This window comes from Pseudogracilibacillus sp. SO10305 (assembly GCF_037072005.1).
Classification (GTDB): Bacteria; Bacillota; Bacilli; order Bacillales; family Amphibacillaceae; genus Pseudogracilibacillus; species Pseudogracilibacillus intestinigallinarum.
Window position 1 is genome coordinate 23,238 of record NZ_JAXHDE010000007.1, and the last position, 25,990, is coordinate 49,227.

The 25,990-nt window shown below is 35.2% G+C and carries 24 protein-coding genes and 1 riboswitch; of the genes, 7 read left to right on the forward strand and 17 right to left on the reverse strand.

Annotated elements, in window-relative coordinates; genetic code table 11:
• Nucleotides 1-251: 251 nt before the first annotated feature.
• From SPD45_RS07220 to SPD45_RS07235, 4 genes are all read right to left on the reverse strand, one after another.
• A complete protein-coding gene (locus tag SPD45_RS07220; protein ID WP_336267072.1) occupies nt 252-1,601 on the reverse strand; it encodes a DUF6612 family protein in 1,350 nt (449 codons plus the stop codon).
• 360 nt (nt 1,602-1,961) lie between these two features.
• Nucleotides 1,962-3,305 (reverse strand): sodium/glutamate symporter, encoded by a 1,344-nt coding sequence (locus SPD45_RS07225; protein WP_336267073.1) that lies wholly within the window; start codon nt 3,303-3,305, stop codon nt 1,962-1,964.
• A gap of 329 nt (nt 3,306-3,634) precedes the next feature.
• Nucleotides 3,635-4,348, reverse strand: coding sequence for a 3-ketoacyl-ACP reductase (locus tag SPD45_RS07230; protein ID WP_336267074.1), 714 nt, complete (start codon nt 4,346-4,348; stop codon nt 3,635-3,637).
• A gap of 103 nt (nt 4,349-4,451) precedes the next feature.
• Nucleotides 4,452-5,363 carry a choline/ethanolamine kinase family protein gene (locus SPD45_RS07235; protein ID WP_336267075.1) on the reverse strand — a complete coding sequence of 304 codons (912 nt, stop codon included), beginning with the start codon at nt 5,361-5,363 and terminating at the stop codon, nt 4,452-4,454.
• 196 nt (nt 5,364-5,559) lie between these two features.
• Here SPD45_RS07235 and SPD45_RS07240 point away from each other — a divergent pair, with 196 nt between their 5' ends.
• Nucleotides 5,560-6,309, forward strand: a complete 750-nt coding sequence (locus SPD45_RS07240) for a MerR family transcriptional regulator (protein ID WP_336267184.1) — start codon at nt 5,560-5,562, stop codon at nt 6,307-6,309.
• Between the two features lie 206 nt (nt 6,310-6,515).
• On the opposite strand, the gene SPD45_RS07245 is transcribed toward SPD45_RS07240, so the two are convergent.
• From SPD45_RS07245 to SPD45_RS07285, 9 genes are all read right to left on the reverse strand, one after another.
• On the reverse strand, nt 6,516-7,640 hold the full coding sequence (locus SPD45_RS07245; RefSeq protein ID WP_336267076.1) for a hypothetical protein: 1,125 nt from the start codon (nt 7,638-7,640) through the stop codon (nt 6,516-6,518).
• Nucleotides 7,641-7,838: 198 nt separating this feature from the next.
• Nucleotides 7,839-8,603, reverse strand: a complete 765-nt coding sequence (locus SPD45_RS07250) for a 3-oxoacyl-ACP reductase (protein WP_336267077.1) — start codon at nt 8,601-8,603, stop codon at nt 7,839-7,841.
• A gap of 76 nt (nt 8,604-8,679) precedes the next feature.
• Nucleotides 8,680-8,777: riboswitch (TPP riboswitch) on the reverse strand.
• A 62-nt stretch (nt 8,778-8,839) separates the two neighbouring features.
• Nucleotides 8,840-9,349 (reverse strand): YfiT family bacillithiol transferase, encoded by a 510-nt coding sequence (locus SPD45_RS07255; RefSeq protein WP_336267078.1) that lies wholly within the window; start codon nt 9,347-9,349, stop codon nt 8,840-8,842.
• Between the two features lie 145 nt (nt 9,350-9,494).
• Entirely contained in the window at nt 9,495-10,907 is a 1,413-nt protein-coding gene (locus tag SPD45_RS07260; RefSeq protein ID WP_336267079.1) for a HAMP domain-containing sensor histidine kinase, read from the reverse strand.
• Entirely contained in the window at nt 10,904-11,602 is a 699-nt protein-coding gene (locus tag SPD45_RS07265) for a response regulator transcription factor (RefSeq protein ID WP_336267080.1), read from the reverse strand. Before SPD45_RS07265 ends, SPD45_RS07260 begins: the two co-directional genes overlap by 4 nt.
• Nucleotides 11,603-11,890: 288 nt before the next feature.
• Complete coding sequence (locus SPD45_RS07270; protein WP_336267081.1) at nt 11,891-13,123, reverse strand: S1C family serine protease; 1,233 nt, start codon at nt 13,121-13,123, stop codon at nt 11,891-11,893.
• A 179-nt stretch (nt 13,124-13,302) separates the two neighbouring features.
• The gene (ytzI, locus tag SPD45_RS07275) at nt 13,303-13,464 is read right to left on the reverse strand and encodes a YtzI protein (RefSeq protein ID WP_336267082.1); all 162 of its coding nucleotides are present in this window, start codon (nt 13,462-13,464) and stop codon (nt 13,303-13,305) included.
• A 93-nt stretch (nt 13,465-13,557) separates the two neighbouring features.
• The gene (locus SPD45_RS07280; RefSeq protein ID WP_336267083.1) at nt 13,558-14,727 is read right to left on the reverse strand and encodes a VanZ family protein; all 1,170 of its coding nucleotides are present in this window, start codon (nt 14,725-14,727) and stop codon (nt 13,558-13,560) included.
• A 131-nt stretch (nt 14,728-14,858) separates the two neighbouring features.
• The gene (locus SPD45_RS07285) at nt 14,859-16,121 is read right to left on the reverse strand and encodes a hypothetical protein (protein WP_336267084.1); all 1,263 of its coding nucleotides are present in this window, start codon (nt 16,119-16,121) and stop codon (nt 14,859-14,861) included.
• 275 nt (nt 16,122-16,396) lie between these two features.
• Between SPD45_RS07285 and SPD45_RS07290 the strand changes: the two genes are divergently transcribed.
• Nucleotides 16,397-16,906 (forward strand): hypothetical protein, encoded by a 510-nt coding sequence (locus tag SPD45_RS07290; RefSeq protein ID WP_336267085.1) that lies wholly within the window; start codon nt 16,397-16,399, stop codon nt 16,904-16,906.
• Between the two features lie 63 nt (nt 16,907-16,969).
• On the opposite strand, the gene SPD45_RS07295 is transcribed toward SPD45_RS07290, so the two are convergent.
• Nucleotides 16,970-17,416 (reverse strand): hypothetical protein, encoded by a 447-nt coding sequence (locus SPD45_RS07295; RefSeq protein ID WP_336267086.1) that lies wholly within the window; start codon nt 17,414-17,416, stop codon nt 16,970-16,972.
• A gap of 832 nt (nt 17,417-18,248) precedes the next feature.
• On the opposite strand from SPD45_RS07295, the gene SPD45_RS07300 reads away from it, so the two are divergent.
• Together SPD45_RS07300 and SPD45_RS07305 are read left to right on the forward strand one after the other, a co-directional pair.
• Entirely contained in the window at nt 18,249-18,371 is a 123-nt protein-coding gene (locus SPD45_RS07300; protein ID WP_336267185.1) for a YrhK family protein, read from the forward strand.
• Between the two features lie 202 nt (nt 18,372-18,573).
• Nucleotides 18,574-19,293 (forward strand): sulfite exporter TauE/SafE family protein, encoded by a 720-nt coding sequence (locus tag SPD45_RS07305; RefSeq protein WP_336267087.1) that lies wholly within the window; start codon nt 18,574-18,576, stop codon nt 19,291-19,293.
• Between the two features lie 36 nt (nt 19,294-19,329).
• Here SPD45_RS07305 and SPD45_RS07310 read toward each other — a convergent pair whose 3' ends face one another.
• The 3 genes from SPD45_RS07310 to SPD45_RS07320 form a co-directional block, all read right to left on the reverse strand.
• The gene (locus SPD45_RS07310; RefSeq protein WP_336267088.1) at nt 19,330-20,214 is read right to left on the reverse strand and encodes a radical SAM/SPASM domain-containing protein; all 885 of its coding nucleotides are present in this window, start codon (nt 20,212-20,214) and stop codon (nt 19,330-19,332) included.
• A gap of 199 nt (nt 20,215-20,413) precedes the next feature.
• Entirely contained in the window at nt 20,414-21,058 is a 645-nt protein-coding gene (locus SPD45_RS07315) for a lysoplasmalogenase (RefSeq protein ID WP_336267089.1), read from the reverse strand.
• 565 nt (nt 21,059-21,623) lie between these two features.
• Nucleotides 21,624-22,319: a Crp/Fnr family transcriptional regulator gene (locus tag SPD45_RS07320; RefSeq protein WP_336267090.1), complete on the reverse strand. Its 696-nt coding sequence runs from the start codon at nt 22,317-22,319 to the stop codon at nt 21,624-21,626.
• A gap of 128 nt (nt 22,320-22,447) precedes the next feature.
• Here SPD45_RS07320 and SPD45_RS07325 point away from each other — a divergent pair, with 128 nt between their 5' ends.
• The 3 genes from SPD45_RS07325 (at nt 22,448) to SPD45_RS07335 (ending at nt 25,966) form a co-directional block, all read left to right on the forward strand.
• On the forward strand, nt 22,448-22,669 hold the full coding sequence (locus SPD45_RS07325) for a heavy-metal-associated domain-containing protein (RefSeq protein ID WP_336267091.1): 222 nt from the start codon (nt 22,448-22,450) through the stop codon (nt 22,667-22,669).
• Nucleotides 22,670-22,740: 71 nt separating this feature from the next.
• Nucleotides 22,741-24,630: a heavy metal translocating P-type ATPase gene (locus SPD45_RS07330; RefSeq protein WP_336267092.1), complete on the forward strand. Its 1,890-nt coding sequence runs from the start codon at nt 22,741-22,743 to the stop codon at nt 24,628-24,630.
• A 271-nt stretch (nt 24,631-24,901) separates the two neighbouring features.
• Complete coding sequence (locus SPD45_RS07335; RefSeq protein ID WP_336267093.1) at nt 24,902-25,966, forward strand: YdcF family protein; 1,065 nt, start codon at nt 24,902-24,904, stop codon at nt 25,964-25,966.
• Nucleotides 25,967-25,990 lie beyond the last annotated feature (24 nt).

The following is a 25,990-nucleotide window of genomic DNA, read 5'->3' on the forward strand; positions in this document are numbered from 1 at the left end:
GCCCTTTTAAAAATACCCTTTTCATATTTTTAAAAACTTGTATACAATAAAAATCTGTCTATGTCCTTTTTCATTGCTATTCTTCTTGTATGGAATCGTGCAATACATACACAACACTACACTTGAGTGCTTTATATTCCTAGATTAAAAATTCTTAACTTAATGGGAACACTTCCCTCAACAGGTACATTTTTCATCTAAAAATCTCTACATTTTATTAGTTGTTCCCGAATAATATTTTTTATAATTTTTTATTGTACGAAACCCATTAAATATTCATCTTGTAATAAAACCATATATTGTCCATTTTGTATCATTACATTTACCGGCACTTCTACAGGTTCTTTTATTTTTTCTACATTTTTATATTCTGCTGTTAGTATTTCTAAATTTTTAGATACTATATCGTCTTGAGACATGCCTTCGTCAGCGGCTACTGCTTCCTCTAATTTCTTTTCTGTATCTTCGTATACTTTCGTATTATTTATTCCGTTTATAGAAACAGTTACCACAACATTTTCTGGATCTGTTGCCGTCGACGTTAACACTTTAAATTCCGCCTTACTAATCGCGTCTAAAAAAGCATCTGTTAGCTGATCAAACTGTTCTTCTGTTACGTTTAAACCAGCCATATTATTTTTTGTATTGCTCTTATAAATTTCCCTAAATGATTCTTTTTGTAACTTAGCATGTTCTTTTGCTTCTTTTTCAGGCATCGACTCTGGTGCGGAAGAAACGAATGCTTTTTCATCTTGATATACAGTCGCATAAATTAATGCCTCTACATACTCACCAGCACCTTTAATAACATCCTGGTCTAATTCTCCTTCCCCTGGGCTATTAACCTCGGAAGGATCATCAGAAGGATTATTCGAGCCAAATATATCGTCCGATGAGCCTAGTTCCGGTTTTTCAATCTCATCAAGTTTATCATATTCTTTATACGTATATTTCTGGTTCATTTTATTTTCAATGCCTTGTTCTTCATACGTCACTTTTAAATGAACCTTATTTGCTAAATACGTTTCTGCATCTATATCCATCGTTAAAGCAAACTTGCTCACATCAATTTCGTCAAAATCTCTATTTTGTTGATCAGACAATGTAATTTTTAAATACTCTTCCCCCATATCAATTAGGGAATCTTCGTCATCCTCGTCCCCAACATATTCGATCGTTATTTCATCATCTTTCTCTTCGACTTCAATATGTTCTAGGAATTCCTCATCCATCTCCTCGAATACTTCTAACGGATTCACAAACAACCCAATGATTGTTTCCACATTGACATTGTCTCTATTAGCTGAAATGTCTTCTACATAACTACCTTCTTGTATAAGTAGGACATCCTTATCACCATATAAAACACTATCCCTATTCTCATATTCAATTCGGAATTGTTCCCCTTTATCCATTAAATAGGTTGTTCCCTTACTTACTCCGTTTGTTTCCTTTTCGTTGAATTCAAGCGTCATGCTTTTGGCATCATCCATTGCCTCTTTATTCTTTTCAGCCAACTCTTCATTAGACAGCCCACCACAAGCAGCTAACATGATTACACTAACAACTATTAAACCCAATCGTTGTATACTTTTAACCATTTAAGTACCTCCTCGTATTATATATGTATTATTTCTCCCTTGTTGAACCAATCCTTTTATTAACTATTCCGCTCACATAATAGAATTTCCATTCACCATAAATACATTTCTTCGATCTTTATTGAGCCTCCCATACGCAATTTCTTTACAAAAGGATTTCATTTATTTTACAAAACTTTACAAGAGTCGACAATAGGTATTAAATCGGACACAGTAAGTCATTTTACCTATCTTTTATTTTTCTAACCGACTTTAATGCTGATTGTATAACATTTTACGGCGGTATATATATCTATATGCAAAACAAAAAACCTTAGCATCTATATCAACTAAAATAGATACTAAGGTTTTCTATATTTATTATGAACGGTCGAAGCCCCATAATTTAAAATGAACATGGAGACCAATGACTATTGCTGCAATGGCAAGTAACACAGTTGGTACTGTCCACGCAAATCCTAGTGCAAAGACCATCGGAGCAAATGTTATGATTACTAGCTCTAATGGTACTAAACCGACATAAGCCATCGCATAATCTTCCATCGTTCTACTCTTTAAGTTCGGATCCACGATACGAAGCAATGCTAACCCCATCGCTACAGTCCCTGTACTCCAACCCCAACCGAAGATAGCTTTTTCAAACCAAAAATGTTCGAACATATTTGGACCAATAAATTTAAAAATAACATACGCCCATAAAATTCCGAATATAAATAAAATAATTAACGGTACTGCGTAATCCATGACGACAGTTAAGTTAATCGAAGCAATTCCGATTGCAACAAGAAAATCAGTCGCACTTCCACCAATTTTGTCCATTGTTGGTTGGTCAATATATTTATCTGCTTTAAATAAACGCATGATATTCTGGAAAATCAATCCAACGATAAAAGCAACACTAAATAATGGAATGGCAACCATTGGGAAAATAGACTCTAATGTGTCTGTTAACCAATATGCTCCACCAACAACCATAGAAATAATTGCAACATGATACACTAACGGATCAATCGAGTTCGATGAAACGGTTTCTACTCCAATCGGACGACGGCCATCCCCTTCTTTAATTAATCCCGTTCTTAATTCATTCGGTAATTCCTTAAAACTAGAAATAAATTGCGTATTTCCTTTTTCTGTATTTCGTTTAATAATAATAATTCCACCAATAACTGCTACTAAAATACCGATAGTTGCCGATGTCATTGCAAGCGACATTGCATCGTCCCAGCCGTATTTTGCATATGCTTCTCCGACCGCAGCAGCTGTACCGTGTCCACCAACGAATCCGGCACCTAGCACTAAACCGAATCCAACATTTATATCCGTGAAGAATAATCCAACTAATAATAGCCCGACTACCGCTCCTCCACCCCACATAATTACTGTTATCAAAATAGAATAAGATAACATTTCACGTACACGTTGGAATACTTCTCCAAACCTTACTTTTGCGGCACCGATAGGTACTGCACCAAAAATAAATGCAATTAATAAGCCTGGATATGCAGCAAACTGACTTGAAAATGGCAATATATTAACACCACTAGGTCCTAATGCCAAACCGATAAATCCGGCAATCATACTAGCAGGTAAAAACAAAGATTGTACCCACTTCACCTTAGCACGAATGGCCGTTCCAACTAGTAAGAGTGCTGAGATGATTGCGATATCTGTTAACAAAGCCCAAATCGTAAAATCTTCCATAATATTCCTCCTTACACTTCCCCATGCTAAAAAAACATAACATGATGATTATACAAAGGTACATGAAAGTAAATCAAGCAAAACGAAAGAAATATAGAGTAAATTAAAGAAAACATAGAGTTTTATACAGAATTTTGTCATATTTACGTTGTTTTGCGTTATTTTCACCTAATTTAATAGAATTCCATAAATCTTCTAAACATTCTGTACATAGGATCATCTATATTAAAAACCCCCCTTAAAGTAAAAAAGATTTTATCTTCCATCTGTCTACTTTAAGGGGGGGCTTTCCACTATTACCATTTATAGTAAAGTCTTTCTCCTTAGTCTTACGGGTTTGTCGTCCATAATCCTGCTGTTTTTAAGAATACACGGCTCTTTAATTTTAGCGAAGCAACAATCAATTCTGCTAAATCTTCAGGTTGTAATACATCTTGCTCATCACCTTTTACTAATCCTTGATTGATCGCTAAATCTGTTACGACTGTGCTCGGTGTTAATGCCGTCACTCGAATATCATGCTTTCTCGCTTCCATTGCAAGTGATTCTGTTAATCCCATGACACCAAACTTCGATGCACTATAAGCACTCGTTACAGGGCCACCTTTTTCACCAGCAGTGGATGAAATGTTGATAATATCTCCTGACTTTTGTTCGATCATTTTCGGTAACACTGCACGCGTCACATAATACATACCGAAAAGATTCACTTTCACAATTTGTTCCCATTCTTCTACTGGTAATTCTAAAAAGCTTCCGAATTTAGCCATTCCAGCATTATTAATTAAAATATCAAACGTCCCTAATTCCCCATATAATTTTTCTACAGCTTTTTCAACTTGTGTATAATCGGAAACATCCGCTGTTGCAATCGCAACGCGCACATCGTATTTGGCAACCTCTTCTGCTACCTTTTGTAAATCCGTTTCCGTACGAGCAATTAAGCCTAAAGATACTCCTTCTTCAGCAAGTGCTAACGCAGTAGCACGGCCAATCCCTTTTCCGGCACCAGTAATAATCGCTACTTTATTTTGTAATGACATATCATCTACTCCTATCTAAACATACTTAACATCCATTATAGTAAATACATACAAACAACAAAAGAAAATCCTCTCTCACATGATCGTGAGAAAGGACTTTTTATTATACGACAATATTAGATTCATATATATCCTTATATTGTGTAATATGGGACTCGGCACGGTTCACACGTCTCATTCCACTATCTCCAAATTGCTCCCCTTTTGCTTCTTTATAGAAGTACCAAAGGCTCCAATAATAATCGAGGAATATTTTCAATAAATGAAGTCGTTGTAACTCTTCTTCATTCGGAGAACGTCCGAAATAATAGGATAGGAAAAACATCTCTTCTTCTTCATCCAATAATAATGATAAAGATAAAGTAGCAATGTCCCATAATGGATCACATAATCCACTATATTCCCAATCAATTAGGAATAGATGGTCCTCTTTATCCTTTAATATATTGACAAAAACTGCATCCATATGACACGGTACTTCTTTCACTTGGAAGGATTGATATACATTTTTTAACTCGTGTATATCTTGTCGAAGTGAAGCGATTTGATCTAGTTTCATTTCGTTTTCATTCTTTACGAGGCTTTCATAATGGTCGATCCTCTTAAAAAGATCAAATCGATTCATTGTTGGCGCCTCTGCATGGTGAAGACATTGGAATAAATGAATGACATCTTGCATCAATCCTTTTTCACGTGCCATTTTTGGTGTTAAAGCTTCTGCCCCATCAATTGCGCGTGTTATCTTTACACCTGTTTCATCATCGTAATATACGAGTGGTGGATTAATGCCTAACTCCGTCCCAAATAATAAATTTTGTTTTTCTGCACAACGGTCCAAAAGTTCCTCTGTTCCTTTACCAGGAATACGTACGACAAATCGCTCCTCTTCAATGGTTACAAAATAACTATCGTTCGTCTCTCCGCCTGGTGTTCTTTCTATATATTGGACCATTTCTTTTGATACACCTAGTGTATCTTGCATAATGCCATAAATCAGCTCCTTGTTATTTTTCATTGCACACAACCTCCTATAATCGATTTTAAAGGTACGAACAAATATGATGGCGCTTACATTATTAAATAAGTTTTAAAACGCCATATATATATTATACAATATATGCACGAAATTTTCCGTTATCTTGTTTGAATACTTTTCTAGTTGACCTTTACGTTACGTCATACATTACGATCATAATTAGGAGGTGAGTTCCATCGAATATAAAGTACAAGAAGTAGCAAAAATGGCCGGGGTCAGTGTACGAACATTACATCATTATGATGCAATTGGTTTGTTAAAACCTGCGTCATATTCAGATGCAGGTTATCGACTGTACACAGAGGACGATATTGCTACATTACAACAAATTATCTTTTTCAAGACACTTCACTTTTCCTTAAAGGAAATTAAAAATATTATTTATGATCCTACCTTTGACAAAGTGGAGGCACTACAATTACAAAAGAAAATGTTGCTTGAAAAGAGCACCCATATTAACCAAATGATCCATACGATTGAACAAACAATTTTATATGAAAAAGGAGAAATTAATATGACGAACGAACAAAAGTTTTCAGGATTTCAATTTAGTGAAAATAAGTATGAACAAGAAGCGAGAGAACGGTGGGGAAACGATACTGTTAACAGAGCAAACGAAACGATCCGACAACATGACCCAAATGTATTAAATGAAAAAATGAACACCATTTATAAAGAGCTTGCTACTGTTCGGCATTTATCCCCTCAATCAAATGAAGCACAATTAGCCATTGCTTCGTGGTACCATTTTTTAAATAAATATACGGGACACCACTATACATTAGAGGCTTTTCAAGAACTGGGTCAAATGTATGTAGCCGACGATCGTTTCACAAAAAATATCGATCAGTTCGGGGAAGGTTTAGCACAATTTATGTATGAGGCAATGCAAATATATGCAGAGAAACAACAAGAAAATGAATGATTATAGAAATATCATCTACTCTAGATAAATAAATAGCACGATTATGCATTTCGGACAAAATGGGATGAAATGAAAATCGGTCATTTTATCTCTTCATGATAAACATGACCGATTTTTATGTTAACATTCCATGTATTTTCTTCACTTTATGACGTTTTCCATCATATTGTCTAGCTTTTTGTATGAAATAGATACATTTCGTTTCTTTACATATCGCCCATCATACTAGCCGCTTCTAAAAATTCGGGATTAAATATAAATGCATAAAACTCGTCAACAGAGTCATATCCAAAATCATCTAAGAATCGTTGTTCTATCTCGTTTGTCACACGTGTATAATGATGATCAAACATTCTAATATTATTTTCGTCAGTTACCGTAATTACAAACTCTCCATCATTCATCAATACTTGATGTTGTTCCATATTTGCTTTTCGTTCATAAATTTCTAAATGAAAGATATTATCTGACTCCATCGTCACACACGACACTGCTTCTACATTTATTTTACATATATCTACACCAGATAAATAATCTTCTTTCACTGTGTCATCAACCCAAATTCCTTCCACATTCTTCATATATGTTTCTTGTTCCTGCTTTATTTTCTCTTCTTCTTGCAAATTTTTTAATTTTGTTTGTAACTCTTTTAAAATCGCTTCTCTTTCCTTTAAACTATCATGTGTTAAATCTTCTTCTAACCCTTCTTCCACTGCTTTTAACCCTGCATCATATGCTTTATCTTGCTCATGCGCAGCAACTTCATCGATTATTTTATCGATCTCCTTACGCTTTTTTTCATTTTTCTTAATTTGTTTTTCTAAGATTGTTAATGTGGTATGCAATTCTTTTACGTACGGATGGGTGAAATCTTTTTCTAACATCTTTTCAATAGTATCTAAACTTTCCTTATACATTCCATCGTTATGTAATGTTTCAACTTCCTCAATCTTCTCTGTTACCTCTTCGTATGTCGATGTTATGTTTTCTATCTCCTCTAACTTCGCTTCTGCTTCCTTTATCAACTCATCTGAAGCATGAGAAGTAGCTATTACTTCATCAAAAGCTTCTTCAGCCTTTATCATTTCCCCTTCGTCCATGGCTGAAATTCCATCTAACATTTCCTCTATTTGATTCATATACATTTCGGCTTCTTCATCCGCATTTTTTTCAAGCAAAGCTTCTTCAAAATAAGTGTGAGCTGTTTCATAATCTAACGTACTTAGTGCTTCTTTTCCATTTTCCATTGCTTCTTTATATGCTTGATTACATGCTGTTAAAAGGATAACGAGAAAGCACAAAATTATAGTAGTATACATTTGTTTTTTCAAAAAAACCCCTCCAGCCTTCATAAAATGACGACAGTGACAATTTTTACCATTTTTTTCATCATATCATAAAGTAGGAAGGGCTTCTATTTTGTTAAAAATAGTTCTCCGCCGAAAAAATTGTTCAAGTTACCTCGATCTTACAAAAATCCCCTAGCTTTTCAATTGTTTTTTCGTGTCTCATACTAATCTAGTCTTCTCTTATTGCATAACTAAACCACCATCGACTATTAAGTTTTGTCCTGTCACCGCATCTGCCCATGGTGATGCAAAAAACAGTACTGTTTTCGCTACGTCTTCTGGTGTTGTTACTTTTTGGAGTGGCGTACTTTCTTCAATTACATCAAAAACAACGTCCGGTGTCGCTTTACTTGCATCTGTTGTTCGCAGTAAACCACCTGATACCATATTCACTGAAATGCCATTTGTACCTAACTCCTTCGCCAAAGAACGCGTCATTCCAATTAATGCAGATTTTGCCGTATTATAATCATGATATGGAACAACAGGGTTTTGTACTAAGTTCGTTCCGATACTAATAATTCGACCGAAGTTTTGTGCTACCATATCCTCTCTACCAGCTTGCATCGTATGTAAAACTGCCTGTACACTACCTTGCAATTGTGTATGGTAATCTTCCCAGCCGATAGTATCTAACTTTTTACGGTCATCGCCATTGAATGAAAAATCGATTAAAGCATTGTTGACTATCGTCGTAATTGGTTTGTTAAAATATTCCTTCGCCCGTGCAAACATCGTTTCAACACTTTTCGCATCCCGTACATCTGCTTGAATAGCGATCGCACGATTTGCTCCTAAACTTTCTGCAATACTTTCCGCTCTTTCCTTACTTGAAAAATAATTAATGACGACTTTTGCACCTTCTTCTACAAATTGACGAACGATTGCCTCCCCTAATCCACGACTTCCACCTGTAACTAACACAACTTGTTCTTTTAATTCCATGGTGATCCCTCCTAATATTTTATTCCATATAAAAAGACCACTTTACGTAGAAAGTGGTCTTTACATACTTATATTGTAAAAAACATTTCCACTTCCTTACGACAGTATTAACTGCTTCAAGTTCAAAGGGTCAGAGTACACTCTTCTCAGCATAAAGCTCCCCTAGTGATTTTTTTATATGCAATTTACTTGTATTGTATCATATCGGCTAAACTTCTCAAGTAAACGCTTTACGTTTATGAATCAAGCGCGATACGAATATGTGCTAAATGGTGTTCCTCATGCCAATTTAGCTTTTTTAACTTCGTTGCAACAGTTACCTCTCCACTACCCTGAAGAGTAAATGTTCGTAAAAGGTCTTCATCCGTTAACGTTTTTCCTAAAGCGACAATTCGCTCATTGATCCCTTCAAGCATTTTTATGGAACATTCAACAGGTAACTGATTATCTGCATGTTCTATCCATTTATCTTGATCAAATGGAGGGATAATAGGATTATTAGCTGTTAATGCCATTTTTAAACGTTGGTACATATTTAATTGCGAATCTGCAATATGATGTACTAACTCTCTTACATTCCAACTATCAATACGATATTTTTTTCCTAACTGCTCCTCACTCAACCCGTCTACCGTTTCACGCAGTCGGTCTGTATACGTTGCAATTTCACTTAACCAATTTGCTACATCATCCATTGTTGCATTGTTTGGTACTTCAAGTTGCCCTATCGGAAATGTCACATCCATGTTACTATCCCCTTTCGTATACTTTGTATAGATTTATTTTACCATAAGAAATCGCTTTGTTTTGCCTATAAAGATAGATGTTACCTATTTAGAGCCTGAACTAATGCTATGAATAGGTAACATCCCCTACATAAAAGCGTTTGAACTAGTCCTTACTTTTCGGTAAAGTGATCGTAAACACCGTTCCTTTTCCTTTAATACTTTGCACATCAATTGTTCCATCATGTAATGTAACAAGTTGTTTAACAATAGATAATCCTAATCCAAACTCACCATATGGATTTGTTGTTCTAGAAATATCTGCTTTATAGAAACGTTCCCAAATATGTTCCACTTCTTTCGTATCCATGCCAATACCAGTATCTTTTAAAACGAGTACCGCACTTGCTGCTTCCTCATATGCTTGTAATGTAATGACGCCATTTTCTGTAAACTGCATACTGTTTTTAACGATATTCATCACAATTTGTAATAAACGATCCATATCCGCTTCGACATACATGTCACTTGGAACATCTATCATGATGTCATTTCCTTTTTTCTTTGCAAGGTCATACAATTGTTCTTTTACAATACTATACAATTCCTCTACTCGTACTTTTTCTATTTGAAGTTGGATTTGATTAGAGCGAATTTTTTCGTAATCTAAATTTTCATTCACTAATCGTATAAGACGTTTCGCCTCTTGCTCAGCGAGATGTAATGCGCGTCCTTGTTCAGAAGCTGGAATCATATTGTTTTCCAATCCTTCAATCATCCCACGAATTGTTGTTAATGGTGTTTTTAACTCATGAGATACATCTGCCATAAATTGCCGTCTCCGATTTTCTAACCGTTCAATTTCATTTGCGGATTGTTCCAATTGATCCACCATATGCTGGAAATCTACCGCTAATTCACCAATTTCATCGACTGTAGAGGTCGGTAACGTAATTGAATAATCCTCTTTTGCAACAGCAGATGTCGCTCGTTTCAACACATTAATACGTCTTACATGGAATCTAGCTAAAAATGCACTTAATAATAAAGCTGTTGCAACGGCAATATAGACACTTTTCCATAATGATGCATTCATTGCATCTATCGCATTACTTAACCCACTTATTGGAGCAGCAAGTAAAATACCTCCGACAAATCTTTCTCCTTGAAAATAAGGCAATATGACATAGGTTGCCCCTTCTTTGAACTGTTCATAGTCCTTTTTCACAACAACTTTATTCCCTTTTGTCACTTCATTCCAATCGGCATCATCCAAATGAATGTCCGGTATTTTTCCGTCCGATGCATATATAATTTCAGATTGCTCATTAAATAAACTAAAATGAATCGGGCGATTTTTTAACACATTTCCATATTCCTGTAATAATTGTTGTGCAGGTTTTTCCGATGCCGTTAAATTCGTCAAAATTGTTTCCCCATATGTCATTAATTCTTCTGTTTTATTTTCATACATATATTGCTCGACAAACTGTGTAAACAGCAAAGCAACGATAAGGAATGCGACAATAATGACACTAACATGACTTAATAACTGTTGATAAAAATATTTAAACTTCATTTGTTTTGTTCCTTTAAAGGAAGTGGAACAAATTTATACCCGACACCCCACACCGTTTGTAAACATTCACTAGCTGTTTCACCTAATTTTGTACGTAATCTTTTCATATGTACATCCACTGTCCGGTCATCTCCAAAGAAATCGTATCCCCACACATGTTCTAATAATTGTTCACGCGTGAATACTTGTTTCTCATGTTCCATTAAAAACGAAAGTAATTCAAACTCTTTCGGCGTAAAGTCTAAAATATTTTTTCCGTTAGCAAACACTTCCCTCGTTTCCTTATTTATCCTAATCATCTGTGCGTCTGTAGAAGTACTCTCTCCACTTGCATGATGACTACGACGTATGACAGCTTTAATCCTAGCCATTAATGTTAAAGGACTAAATGGTTTTGTCACATAATCATCTGCACCAAGTTCTAATCCAAGAACTTGATCTGATTCCGCATCTTTTGCAGTAAGCATAATGATTGGGGTTGTGATGTTATGACTACGTAAATTTTTGCATATAGTAATGCCATCCATGTTCGGTAACATCCAATCTAATATGATACAGTCCCAAGCTTCGTGTAATGCGAGTTCATATCCTTCTTGACCGTCTGTTACATACTTTCCTGTAAAACCTTCTTTCATAAAAAACATTTCGATCATAGAAAGGACACTTTCATTATCTTCAATGACGAGTATTTTCATCTGTTCACACCCTATCTATTCCTTGCATTTCCTCTATTATATCGAAAAAATTTTATTTCATAAATAACAAAAGAGTTTGAGATATAAGTTGGGAAGAAATGATTGTCCGAATGGTCGTTTAATAGTGCCTTTGCGTCATAGACGGCCCTTTTGCATTAGAGTGAAATTTGTTAAAAACTTTTTCGCTCCATGTAATTTCCATCCATCCTTCAACCTAACTACTTTTAATATCTCAAACTCTTGATTAAATGTAATACTTATATATTTCCCTAAAATAAATGAACCATTTTATTCTAATGTGTTACTGGATAGGGTTACATCGACGTTCATTTTTTCTTTGCCTCGATATATTTCTAATGTTACTTTATCGCCAACTTTTAATTGTTTATATAGTGCACTACGAAGATCTTCTGTAGTTTGCACTTGCTCTCCATCCATTTTCACAATAATATCGCCCGGTTTCATGCCTGCTTTTCCTGCTGGAGAATTTGCATCAACGTCTGCAACTGCAACCCCTTCAGTTACATCTTTCGGTAATTCTCCTAAATATGAACGCGGTATTTTATCCACATCTGTCATTGAAATACCAAGATAAGGTCTTGCAACCGAACCATTTTTCATCATTTCCTCTACAAGTGGTAGGACATCATTACTTGGAATCGCAAACCCTAAACCTTCCACACCACCTGCAGCAATTTTTAAACTGTTAATGCCAATTACTTCCCCATTCATATTTATGAGTGGTCCACCACTGTTTCCAGGATTAATCGCAGCATCTGTTTGAATGACTTGTAAATCCCACTGTCCTGCTGAAGTCTTTGTTTCTATTGTTCGGTCTACAGCACTTATAATACCTTGTGTGACAGAACGAGAGAATTCTACTCCTAAAGGATTTCCGATAGCGACGACTTGGTCTCCTGCTCGTAATTCGTCTGAATCACCAAACTCTAAGACGCTTTCGACATGTTCATTGCTAATACGAAGAACAGCTAAATCACTTAATGCATCCGATCCAATTAATGTCGCTTCCACTGTTTCTCCGTTCGCCAAGGATACTTCTAATCGATCTGCACCTTCCACAACATGATTATTTGTCACTACATATGCATCATCATCCTCTTGTTTAATAATGACGCCAGAACCCGATCCACCTTGCACATCCCCACCATTTGAAGGGACAAATGGGTTTTGTTCTCCTTCTTTGTAATTACTAATTCCGACAATCGCTTTAGAAGTCTCCTCCACCATATCAGCTAAGGAATCAGTTGATACTTCTTTTGCCGCTGATTTCACATTAGGCACTTCTTCTGTTTGTTCTGTTTGTTCTCCTTCACCTTTCTCTATTTGTGGCGATACTAACTGTTCCCCAAGAGGAGTATAAAAAATAGCTCCGATCGTTAAAACAGAACCGATCACTCCTGATAATACAGTCTGTCCCCAATTTTTTCGTTCCTTTTTTTGCGGTTGTATTTGTTGTTGATCTTTTTTATCTTGATCATCATATTTAAAATGTTCATCCATCTTGCTTCACCCTTCATTTTCTTTTATCTTTACTATGTTCAATATAACAAGCAAATATGAATAAATTATTACCAAAATATAAAGAATAGATGAAGATGAAGAACTTGGCATAACAAAAGGCTTAGACAAGTAGCGTCATCATGACACTTATCTTATCTAAGCCTTTAAACATTATTCTCTTATAATCGTTTTCCATTGCCTGAAAACTCACGTACTTCGTCTTCCTTATTCAGAGGATCAATTGTATGTTTGTACGAATATCCTTTTGAAATCGTCACTAATGTTAATACTAATGTTAACACAGTTAACACTAAACCAACGACAATCGACGTCACAACCATATGTAATCTCCCCTTTCTATATATATTTCATATGCATACTTCATTACTTTTTCTTTTTATTACCTTCATTATAACATGAGTTAGTCAATTTCTTTAAGGATATTTTGTGTCTTTATTAAAACGTGCGCCAATCCCTGTTGCTTTATCAAAATAAAATTGCCTCGTACGTGGGCGTAATAACACATAAATAATATGAATACATAATACTGCCACTATGAGAATCCATAAACCTAGCACGATAACTTGCATCCATACTTTAAATACATAAAAGTCTGATTCCATATCTAATTGAGCATATCGTGTAACAACTAAAAATGTATTTCCTAAAATCCATGGTGTGATTAATCCTATCCAACGTTTAAGAAGTGCTCGTCTAAAAGAATACCCTGCTTCTTCTTGCACTAAAGTAAACCGTAAAACAATTGTTCCAATCGTTTTTCCACCTGTTAACAATGGCATCACAAATTGCAATATAAATAATCCAAGTAACTTACTAAAAAACTCGATTGGCCCATGATCGATTTGAAAGATTAACGAGAAAATAAGCCAAACAAATGCGACAACATAATAATCGATTACAATAGCTAATAATTTGGGCATCGCTGAAACCGTACCTGCTCGAAATACCTTTTCCGCCTTTTCCAAAGGTTGATCCTTCGATGGAAAAAGCGCTAAAATAAGTGGCGCGATTTTAAACCCAATTACAGCACCTAATGTGTTTAAAATTAGATCATCTACATCAAATAAGCGGTATGGGCAATTATAAATGCCATATAATCCTGTAATTTGTGTTATTTCAAAAAACAAAGAGACGGAAAATCCTATTAGGACCATCCGTTTCAAAGTCATCGTCTTCGAAAAAAAGTATTTCACGTATACCCCTAATGGCAGTAAAATAAATACATTAAATAAGGACGGCAAAAATGCACTATGGCGGACAATATTTATATATAAAGCTGGTTGTAACCAATTAATATTTCCAGATAAAAAAATTTCATACACAAAATAAAACGGTATCAATTGAAAATACTTCGTATCTGCACTTTGCATTGCACACGTATCACGTACATCAGGTAGTGGTAAAATGACTAAAAAATATGCCGAAAGCGCGTAAAATATAAACGTTAAAATAATAAACGTCGACCAAAAGCTAAAATATCCATATTTTCGATACGTATATATTAACCATGGAATTGCAGTATGGACAGCGATTAAAAATAATATAAGTACTGCAATTAAAATCGGAAAAGAGTATACCCCCATTCTCTTACTACCTCCGTTATTACCACTACATACACTTTGTATATTACCGTTTATTTCTACTATTGAAAAGTATTTTAAAAAACCTAGAAAGATGAGTGATAGACCATTCTCCTTCTAGGTACGTTTTCTACTTATTTATCCATGGAACGATGTACATCTTTTTCGTCGATGACATAATATTCAAATTCCGTTCCGTCTCCATCAATTTGGACATACATTTTATCATCTAATATATAAAATTCACGAATAAACATGTCTGGAAATTGAATAAATTGCTCCATCTCCCCAGTTTGTGCATTAATTTGCAGTAAATTTTGCTTGCTAGGTTCCTGTGGTGCATGATCAATGAAATAAACAGAATCCCCATACGTATAGTAAATAGGATCGCCTGATACACTAGCTTCGATACGATAAAGCTCTTCTGTTAACTCTCCATCTAATGCGACGATTGTTTCTTCCATTGGATCATAATAAAATACGACATCATTGGCGACATATAGTCCTCCGTTTGCATTATTCACAAAATAAGATGCTTTCTCTTCCAATGTCGTGCCATCCAACAGTATAAAATTGTAGCCATATTGATTTTCGACCGGGTCAACAATCGCATATAATTCATCTGTACCATCTCTACTAAAAATTTCCGTTGTTCCTTCAAATTCCTTCTCCGCCAATTGTTCTCCTGTTTCACTATCAAATGTCGTTAATATATTATCTAATTCCGTTGCAGCAACATTTTCCATTAATGCGGTAGCGATATAGTCGCCTCCATCTATTAATTGCTCGGTATTATCTGTCTCTTCATTTGTCACTTGCACACCTATGTTTGTAAGACCAATCCGATATGGTTCATTATATTGCACATAATTCTCATATCCAACTTCATCATCGAATTCAATTTTTTCTACAATATCTCCTGTTTTCACATCGCCTTTTAGATTACTAAAGCCGCGATAATGAAGTACTCCATCTTTTAGAGAAAACATTTGTGAAAATGAGTCCCAATTTCTAGCTTCCCAAATCACCTTTTTTGTATCCACGTCATACCGATAAGTACGGTTTAACTTAATCGACACGACCTCTCCGTCTCCATATACGATAGCTTGACCAGCTATTTCTTCATCGTCTATTTTTATCATCCGTGTATCATCTAATTCATCTACTAATGTCGGTTCCTCATCGACTTCAGAAAAAACAACTTCTGCCATCGGATATGGTTCATTTTCCTCTTCGTTATTTTCCCCGTCATTGTCATCTAACTCTTCATTATCATTCAAATTTTCCGATGTATTTATATCATCGTTTTGATCATTATGTAGTGTTTCCTCATTATTTGAACTACAACCTACTAAAAATAATACTGCCATCATCACACTTATAACTAATTTACGCATCATCCCGCTCCTTTTTCAGTACTTTTCTATGTAATGATATAACTATAACGTATCTACATTTTCAGAACAACATGAAAAATGGACTGTTTTCACGAATTACAGCCATCTTTTCTCCTATTTTAGATACTCTTTACTTCTCCACCCTTTTATGAAAAGATAGAAGGAATAATCCCATTAGTGAAGCAATCATGATTACATATTTCGTCTAAAAAACATCCTTTTGTTGCCTCTACGCTATTAAAAAATATCATCTTTCCATCTAAAGAGGTGTATATATGAAAAAACTAACAATATGTCTATCCATATTCTCTTTCCTATTTTTACTAACAAGTTGTTCGAACACTTATACATACAAGGAAGACGGTCCATTTATCACTGCATACATGGCGCCAGTTGGTCCCGGAATACCGGAAGATTTAATAACGGAACATATTACAATTTACCAAAATGGTACGTTCATTTTATCTGACGGTAATCATGATAAAGGGAAAGATAAACTGATCGTACAACTTACATTAACCGAAGATGAAATAAACGAAATTCAATCACATATTTATGAAAGCCGTTTTAAAAAATTACCTGAAGATGTCACTGCACCATCTGAAGACGGTGCAAAATATGGAATAGAAGTACATTTTGAAAAAAACTCCAAATTAGTAGCTGGTTGGAATCCAAGCAATGAAGCATTTAACGAGCTTCATGACTATTTATTTCACTTTATCGAGGAAGAAACATTGCAAACTTGGCGGGAAGAAATGAAAGAATATAAGAGAGGAATGGATTAAATTAAAAAATGAAGCCATATAAAGGCTGTTTCATACCTTATATGGCTTCGTTTCTTCCTTCCATTATTCCTTTTTAGGAATACGCCTTTGAAAATATAAAAAAATCGGAAACGGAATAACAATCCATCCGAAACTTTTTATCAGCGTATTTATAGCGCGCGCTTTCGCTTGTTCGGCATCACTTTTTACCATTTCATCATAACTTTTACGTAAATCCCCTTCTGACTTTTTTTCCTCTTTTGACGCATCATAATCTGCACTCCATTGGCGATAGTCCTCAAATGATTGATGGTATGGTGCTGGAGAAACTATATCAGCTAAAGCCATAAATACACTGACACTACCACCTATCGTCATCATTAAGGTTGCAAATAAAACGAAATACACATAAATTTGTTTCATGTTATCCGGCCCCCCTTCTTTCGAGTTTATTCGACTTTTGCTAGCTAAAACGATGAAAATAGCCAAAGCAATCAGTATAATTGAAACAATAATGGAAATTACGAGCATTGCGTTTCCTCCCGTCCTTGAGTTTCGATTTTTTGCGATGTCGGGGACGGTAGAGCGACCTAGCGTCCTTGAGTTTCGGTTTTTTTGCGATTTCAAGGACGGTAGAGCGACCTAGCATCCTTGAGATTTGGTTTTTTGCGTTTTCGAGGACGATAGAGCGACCTAGCGTCCTTGAGTTTCGATTTTTTGCGTCTTCGAGGACGATAGAGCGGCCTAGCGTCCTTGAGATTTGGTTTTTGCGTTTTCGAGGACGATAGAGCGGCCCACCGTCCTTGAGTTTCGATTTTTTGCGTTTTCAAGGACGATAGAGCGACCTAGCGTCCTTGAGTTTCGATTTTTTGCGTCTTCGAGGACGATAGAGCGGCCTAGCGTCCTTGAGATTTGGTTTTTTGCGTTTTCGAGGACGATAGAGCGGCCCACCGTCCTTGAGTTTCGGTTTTTCGCGATTTCGAGGACGATAGAGCGGCCCACCGTCCTTGAGATTAAACTTTTCGCGTTTTCGAGGACGATAGAGCGGCCTAGCGTCCTTGAGATTGCATTTTCACAATCTAACTCGTTGCTTCATTTTTTTCAGATAATTAAAGGTTTACATTTATTATACCACCAATATAATAGGGCGAATCCTTTTTCTCCGTTTATGAACAAAATGAGCGGGTATAAATGTTGTAGAATAAACGTTAGGAGGAATACAGATGGATTCATCCAACCATAAAAATCCCTCTCCTGAATTAGATATTTATTGGGGGAAGCATGAAATAATTATTGGCCAACGGTATGAGTTTTTTACACTTTAAATGATATATTCATTGCATTATGGTTCATTATCGGAAGTATTTTATTTTTTTCTGAATCTACCGTCACTATTGGCACATGGCTATTTCTAATTGGAAGTATCCAATTACTCATCCGCCCTATCATTCGAATTATACGAAACATTCATTTAAAACGACTATGAGCAAAGGAATAGGCATATGAGTCGTATCATCGGTATGAGGACAGAAAATAAACTAAAAACTACCTACTCATTACAAGAAATAAAACTGGATACTATATTATTTTAATCATCGTGTTATTTATTGCATTGGAATGTTTATTTCGTTTAAAAGAAAAGGTCGGTTTAAATACCCCCTTTACATATAGAGAGGAATTTTTTTACTATGATAACGGACATTGTTTTACTCATCTTTATCGTTTGTATCGCATCCATTTTACAAACGAGTACAGGATACGGCTTTTCGATCATCGGGACACCCTTTTTATTTATGCTATATCCTGCACATACAGCAATTCAAATTAATATTATTTTGTCGATCTTTTTATCAATTTTTATGATTAGAAATATTCGAAATGAAATTGATAGAGATTTATTAAAGCAATTGATTAGGGGATCTTTCGGTGGATTAATTATCGGGATTTTTATTTATATGTATGTCCAAATTCAATATTTAAAAATCGGTGTCGGTATTATCGTACTCCTTTTAACGATGTTGTTAATTTTTCAATATACTGTGGCCCGCTCACGCAAACGAGATCTATTAGCTGGTGGAGTATCTGGAATGTTGACGACGAGCATTGGTGTACCAGGTCCCCCGTTACTCCTTTATTTTTCAGGTGTCAACATGGACAAAACGACCTTACGAAGTACGACACTCGCTTATTATTTGTTCGTTTATGCCGCAAGCCTTATCATGCAAATAGCATTTGGTGGAACAAATATTGATATTTGGATGTATGCGCTTATTTCACTTCCAGCACTATTTCTCGGTGTGTTTCTAGGTAAATTATTATTTCAATGGATTAGCCAGGCGATTTTTTTGCTCATTACATATACGATTCTCATTTTTACCGGTATTTATTTAATTGTGACGAGTATGTAAAAACGATGATGCAATGATTACATCATCGTTTCTCATTTATTTGCCAAATCTTTGGCGAAACCCACATTTTCGGCATAACTCCTCTACCGCTTCCCGTCTCGAAAAGCCATCAACTAAATTTTGTGCTCGTTCCATTTTTATAATATCTGAAAAAGAATCTTTATAAATATTCCCGAGATCAATAACACCTTCCCCGTCTAAACAACAAGGAACGACCGTCCCATTCGATAAAATGGCCGCTTGATTTCGTAATCCATAACAAAATCCTTTGCCATCATCCTCTTCCTCATCGAGTGATGGCCATTTAAATTCATAATCTTGATTTATATACACACGTTCTGCAATTTGTATCCCACCACCTGGCTCTACTCGCTCCTCAATTTGATAGTCTAGATCAAATGCTTTTTCAATCATCGCGAGCAATGCACGATTTCGTTTAATTTCCGCATTCGTCCGGTTATCTTGCGAAAGATTCCATAGCCTAAATGATACAATCATATCCGTCGCTTTCGTTTGCTCTTTTACAAAATCAATGATTTTCTGCATATACCCTTCTCGATCAGGCAAATTATTATCATCAAAACTATGTAAGGAAAAATTCATTTGGCGAATCGCAGGCTTATTCAGCAATTGCTCCCGTCGTTTTTCAATTAATGTACCATTTGTCGTAATATTTACTTTGAATCCCTTTTCGGCACTAATATCAAGCAATTCCCCAATTTTCGGATGTAAAAGTGGCTCCCCTTTTACGTGTAAATTAATATAATCGGTATGTGGCTTAATTTGATCCAATCTCATCGCAAAATCTTCCGGTGAAACGAATTGCCTCGCCCGAATCGTCGGTGGACAAAAACTACACGCTAAATTACATACGCTCGTAATTTCCAAATAAAATTTCTTGAACTTTTTTACCTTTTCCATCTATATCACCTATCATTTTTCAATATCTCTCATCCCCATTGTAGCCTATTCTATTAATTATTGTAGGATAATCGATAGTTTTAAATTGTAAGTAGAAAAAGGATAAATTATACGTAGTGGATGAAAAAATGAAACAAACGCTTCGCGTAATCCGCTATTAACACTCATTTCATAGGAAGAGACATGCATCTGACCATTTTTACATATACCCAACACTGATCGCAAACAATAGTTGTGCGGTAAAATAGGTGATCATAACCATATGTTCTGCTGCCGAAAATGGGTTTCTAAACTTATCATAAGCAAGTATAGCATCCGAGATAACAAATAAGAGTGACGCCACAATCAGTATGCTACTTCCGGCTAAACTAGCACTCCACATCATGATAGAAATAACGAGGATATAGGAAGCAACTGCGATCGCAAGTTGGACACCACCTGCTTCTTTCACATATCGCAACAAAAATAAGAAGAACCATATGGAAAAAAGTATCAACGATAGAGCGACAAGCAACGACGTTTTCGACATTATATGTAAGATAAAACTATTCCAAAACGCAATGATGTAAAATACATGTGCAATAAAAAAACTTATCAACCCATGGATAAACCAGCGTTCTTCAAGCATTAAAAACACATCTCCAACAAGGGAAAAGCATAGAGCAACAACGACCCACTTGGCAAATGTCGTCTCCAAACTTGACCCATAAATCGCTAATACAATAATTAAAACCATCGTGCCAGGTTTCAAAATATACTTCGTTCGTTTCGAGTCAAAATGCAATGCGATCAAATGGTATAAAAACATCGAGACTATAATTAATATCATTAAAAATATGTACAACTGATTCCACCCCTTTAACTTTTTAATTCTAAGCTTATGAATATATACTTATAGCAAGCAAGGAGTAAATCCTGCTTGGGAAACGATAATGATGGGTAAAACAAAATAATTGTACAGAACAGCATGGTAGAATATGAGAACTCGAAGTTAAGATAATAAATTTATATATATAAATCATTTTAATATTTATAATAAAAATTATTTTTTTAATTTCTCTTTCACATAAGCACGTGTTTCATCGTCTCCGACTAAAATAATTAGACAAAGCAAAAGGATGCATAATGTTATTTTAAAGCTTTTTTTCATTCATACTCCCCCTCTTCTAGCATAAATTTTAACACGACGAAATAACGCTACTTTCGAGCTATCTTTTCTATGAGTATAACAAATGAAGCAAACAAAAAATACACCATAAGTTACATGTCATCCTAACTTATGGTGGTGTATATCATTCTTTCCGTTCATGCACGTTTTTCTCCTGTACGCTGCAAGGTTATATGAATATCAAGTTTCGATGATAGGCCATTCATTTATGTTCATAGCGATGTAAGCAATTATACAATAATTACATTTCCTCTAAAGCTATTTCCTGTAATATGTCGACATCATAAATGCTCACTTTCCTATGACCTTCTTGTTTTATAATGCCTTGCTTCTGAAATTTCGTCATTCTTCTACTTATTGTCTCTTGTGTCGTCCCTAAATAAGAGGCTAAATCTCGCTTCGTTACTGGTAAAATAATGTTGGTGCTCTGTTGTTTGTCCATTAACTCCAATAAATAACTAGCAATCCGTGCCTCTACATCTTTCACACTTAATTCCCCAATTAATTTATCTGCTGCATCTAATCTTTGACTAAATTGTTCTAATATTTTCAATGCAATCGTTGGGTATTCCTTCATTAACTGTTGCATTTTATCACGATGAATCATACAAACATTCGTCTTTTCCAATGCTTCCGCATAAGTTTCCAATGTCTTTTCAGTAAATAATGCTAATTCACCAAAAAACTCCCCTGGTTCTAATATACGTAATACTTGTTCTTTTCCAGATTCAAATAACTGATAAATTTTCACACGACCAATATGGACGATATATAAATATTCCAAAGGATCCCAAGCTTGGTAAATAATATCCCCTTTTACATACGTATGATGTTTACTAATTTCAGCAATTTTCACCATTTCATCGATTTCTAAATGATTAAAAAAAGGTACTTTCGCTACACATAATTGCGACACATTAGGATGATTACAACCCATTTTACTTCCCCCTGTTCTAATTCCTATTATACCAAACAACTTAGATAGAAATATTGACCTACGTCAATGTAAGGAAAATAGTTCCCGCCTATACTATAAGTAGCACATAAATAAAGGAGAAGATAAATATGAAAAAACTAGAACTAACATTAGAAACATTAAGCTGTCCATCTTGTGTAAAACGTATTGAAGGAACATTAAACAAAACAGCAGGTATCAAAAATCCACGTGTACTCTTTCATGCCAATAAAGTGAAAACACAATTCGATGAATCTGTTATATCAGCAGCGGAAGTTGCAACCATCGTTGAAAAATTAGGATTTCCAATCACACATAAAAAGATAGCATGATGAAGAAAGCTAGGTTGGGGCTATAATTAATCTGTCCCAACTTTGATTAATCAAAGAGAGAAGGGAAATAAATGAAAAAAATTCAACTCGTATGGATATCTGGTCTGTTATTGCTCCTTGCCCTCATTTGTCATATGTTCGATTTTACCCTCTTGAAAAATAGCGCACTTCTTTTTGCAACTTTTATTGCGGGAGCTATGACTGCAAAAACAGCTTTTCAAGCAGTAAGAATGAAAGCGTTCAGTATCGAATTATTAGTAACAATTGCAGTTATTGGAGCACTTTTTATCGGTGAATATGTGGAAGCTGCTGCCGTGACATTCCTATTTTTATTCGGTTCTTATTTAGAAGCGAGATCATTAGAAAAAACACGTGCCTCCTTACAAACTTTATTAGATATGAGTCCTTTAGAAGCTACCGTAATAAAAGATGGCGAAAAAACAATACTTCCTATCGAGGAAGTTCATGAAGGAGATATCCTCGCCATTCAATCTGGTGAAAAAGTGGCTGTCGATGGAAAAATCATTTCCGGTCAAGCGAGCATGAACGAAGCGACGATTACAGGTGAATCTGTTCCAAAAAATAAAACGACGGAAGACTATGTTTTTAGTGGTACTATTATTGACCAAGGATATATTGAAATAATTGCTGAAAAAGTTGGAGACGATACAACATTTGCCAAAATTATCGAACTTGTAGAAGAAGCACAAGAAACGAAAGCAAAAACACAAAAATTCCTAGAAAAGTTTGCCAACATATACACACCTAGCATTATATTACTGTCTTTATTTGTCTTAATTTTCACAAAAAACATAGAATTAACCTTAACTTTTCTCGTCATTGCATGTCCAGGTGCATTAGTCATTTCTGCCCCTGTTTCACTCGTCGCTGGTATTGGAAACGGTGCACGTAAAGGGACGTTAATTAAAGGTGGAGAAGTAATGGAAAACCTCGCGAAAGTAGATGTAGTCGTTTTTGATAAAACGGGAACTTTAACAGAAGGAAAACCTTCCATTACAAATATTCAAACATATGGCATCGAAGAAAACACCTTATTAAAAATTGCCGCAGAAGCAGAAATTATTTCAGAACATCATTTAGGACGTACAATTGTTCAAGAAGCAAAAATTCGTCATATTCCATTAGAAAAAGAACCAAGTCATTTTGACATCGTAAAAGGCCATGGATTACATGCATTATTAGATGGCCAACATGTTGTTATCGGAAATCGGCAATTATTAAGGGATCAACAAATAAACATAAACACTCCAATGGAAAATGACGCCGTACAACTAGAAAAGGCAGGAAATACTGTCATATTTGTTGCAATCGACAAGACCGTTAAAGGAATTATTTCCATTAAAGATAATGTGAAATTAGAAGCAAAAGCGGCGATAGAACGACTCAAACATTACGGTATAAAACAAACAATCATGCTTACAGGAGACAACCAACATACAGCAGAGCAAGTTTCTACACAACTACACATCGATACAGTGCACGCTGAAATGTTACCTGAAGACAAAGTGTTGTTTGTGAAGCAATTAAAAGAAAAAGGGTATCGTGTTGCAATGGTCGGTGATGGTATTAATGACGCGCCAGCACTTGCTTTAGCAGACGTTGGACTTGCGATGGGTATTGCAGGAACAGATGTCGCAATGGAAACAGCGGATGTCGTCTTAATGAATGATCAATTACAAGCGATTCCGTCTGCTATTTCTCTAGCGAAAGCAACGGTAAAAAATATGCAACAAAATATGTTTTTTGCCGTCGGAACGGTCATCTTACTGTTAATTGGTGTGTTACTCGGAAAAGTATTTTTAGCATCTGGCATGCTCATTCATGAACTTAGCGTATTAGCTGTCGTACTCAACGCATTACGACTTATCCGCTTCAACGACAAACGAAACAAACATATTCATACGGCACCGCCAATAATCGAAGTACAATCAAATGAGTAAATAAAATTTGAAATCGTCCCTCACATCCACGCAACCCTTAGTTTTAATATTAAAACAAGTGTCCTGAATAGTACTGTTAGATACCTTTCACAACAATATAAGCAGAGGAGATATTTTCCTCTGCTTATTTTTTCAAAACATCACCATTTCAAATTCCACGATAAAAGTTTCTTTTTCGACATTAACTTACTTCCTTTTACGTACAAATTATACAAATAATATCTTTTAAGCTATGATAAAACTATGCAAAATTATGTAGAGGAGGGAAGGTATGCCATTCCTTTTTTATACTGTACCAATCCTTTTATTTTTGATACTTTTTATCGTTGAACGACGCACCGTATGGATTGGATTCTTTTTTCTTATGTTAACTGGTTATTTATCGACGCTCACGCTTGTTTATTTAGAGTTTTTTCACCAAAAAGTCGCATTAACGATTGTTATTATTCTATTATCTCTTATTATTTTATTAATTCCGTTATATGTACTTTCCTTTATTATTGCCTTAATTACGTCTGGCATTCGATTAATAAAACGAGAAGGACGAAAATTACATAACTTTTTAAGCCTAGCATTCGGACTCTTTATTATCGTATGGGTCATTGCAATCAATTTTATTTCTATACGGGAAGAGTTACCATTTTTATATAGTGTTTCATTTCTCATTTCGACTATTATTTCGTATATGATCATCGTAATGATTAGTTTTGCTGTAGCGGCTTTACTAAATCAATTTAGAAATCCATGGAAAACATACGATTATATTATCGTGCTCGGCAGTGGTCTAATCGGGGACCGTGTTCCACCATTACTAGCAAGTCGTATTGATAAAGGGATCGCATTATTTCATACATTTCACACACAAGAACACCCAGTAAAACTAATCTTTACAGGTGGACAAGGTGGAGATGAATTACTACCTGAAGGGGTAGCAATGGCTAAATATGCACAAAAGAGGGGGATAGATGAAGCACATATTATAATTGAAGATAAGGCAGTTAACACGTACGAAAACTTATTATTTTCAAAACAACTAATTGATCAAGATTTAGAAAAAGAAAACAAATCTAGTAAACCAACCATTGTTACCGTCACGAATAACTTCCATGTGTTCCGTTCTTTATTATGGGCAAAAAAAGTAGGTGTACGATGTGATGGCGCAGGCTCTAAAACAAAATTTTACTTTTGGCTAAATGCCCTCATCCGTGAATTTATCGGTGTATTATACATGCAACGAAAATTCCATATTGCCATGTTTATTCTAATCTTCATCACTGCAATCGTCGTATTTATTATGACAAAATTTTATGTTCTACCTTTTAAAATGCCCACATAACGAAAAAAGTCGTCGATATTCGCT

Coding starts and splice junctions, on each gene's coding strand:
- SPD45_RS07220 (WP_336267072.1), bottom strand. CDS start 1,601: ATGGTTAAAAGTATACAACGATTGGGTTTAATAGTTGTTAGTGTAATC.
- SPD45_RS07225 (WP_336267073.1), bottom strand. CDS start 3,305: ATGGAAGATTTTACGATTTGGGCTTTGTTAACAGATATCGCAATCATC.
- SPD45_RS07230 (WP_336267074.1), bottom strand. CDS start 4,348: ATGTCATTACAAAATAAAGTAGCGATTATTACTGGTGCCGGAAAAGGG.
- SPD45_RS07235 (WP_336267075.1), bottom strand. CDS start 5,363: ATGAAAAATAACAAGGAGCTGATTTATGGCATTATGCAAGATACACTA.
- SPD45_RS07250 (WP_336267077.1), bottom strand. CDS start 8,603: ATGGAATTAAAAGAACAAGTTGTGTTAGTTACAGGTGGAAGTCGTGGA.
- SPD45_RS07255 (WP_336267078.1), bottom strand. CDS start 9,349: ATGGATGTGACATTTCCGATAGGGCAACTTGAAGTACCAAACAATGCA.
- SPD45_RS07260 (WP_336267079.1), bottom strand. CDS start 10,907: ATGAAGTTTAAATATTTTTATCAACAGTTATTAAGTCATGTTAGTGTC.
- SPD45_RS07265 (WP_336267080.1), bottom strand. CDS start 11,602: ATGAAAATACTCGTCATTGAAGATAATGAAAGTGTCCTTTCTATGATC.
- SPD45_RS07270 (WP_336267081.1), bottom strand. CDS start 13,123: ATGGATGAACATTTTAAATATGATGATCAAGATAAAAAAGATCAACAA.
- ytzI (WP_336267082.1), bottom strand. CDS start 13,464: ATGGTTGTGACGTCGATTGTCGTTGGTTTAGTGTTAACTGTGTTAACA.
- SPD45_RS07280 (WP_336267083.1), bottom strand. CDS start 14,727: ATGGGGGTATACTCTTTTCCGATTTTAATTGCAGTACTTATATTATTT.
- SPD45_RS07285 (WP_336267084.1), bottom strand. CDS start 16,121: ATGCGTAAATTAGTTATAAGTGTGATGATGGCAGTATTATTTTTAGTA.
- SPD45_RS07290 (WP_336267085.1), top strand. CDS start 16,397: ATGAAAAAACTAACAATATGTCTATCCATATTCTCTTTCCTATTTTTA.
- SPD45_RS07295 (WP_336267086.1), bottom strand. CDS start 17,416: ATGCTCGTAATTTCCATTATTGTTTCAATTATACTGATTGCTTTGGCT.
- SPD45_RS07305 (WP_336267087.1), top strand. CDS start 18,574: ATGATAACGGACATTGTTTTACTCATCTTTATCGTTTGTATCGCATCC.
- SPD45_RS07310 (WP_336267088.1), bottom strand. CDS start 20,214: ATGGAAAAGGTAAAAAAGTTCAAGAAATTTTATTTGGAAATTACGAGC.
- SPD45_RS07320 (WP_336267090.1), bottom strand. CDS start 22,319: ATGGGTTGTAATCATCCTAATGTGTCGCAATTATGTGTAGCGAAAGTA.
- SPD45_RS07325 (WP_336267091.1), top strand. CDS start 22,448: ATGAAAAAACTAGAACTAACATTAGAAACATTAAGCTGTCCATCTTGT.
- SPD45_RS07330 (WP_336267092.1), top strand. CDS start 22,741: ATGAAAAAAATTCAACTCGTATGGATATCTGGTCTGTTATTGCTCCTT.
- SPD45_RS07335 (WP_336267093.1), top strand. CDS start 24,902: ATGCCATTCCTTTTTTATACTGTACCAATCCTTTTATTTTTGATACTT.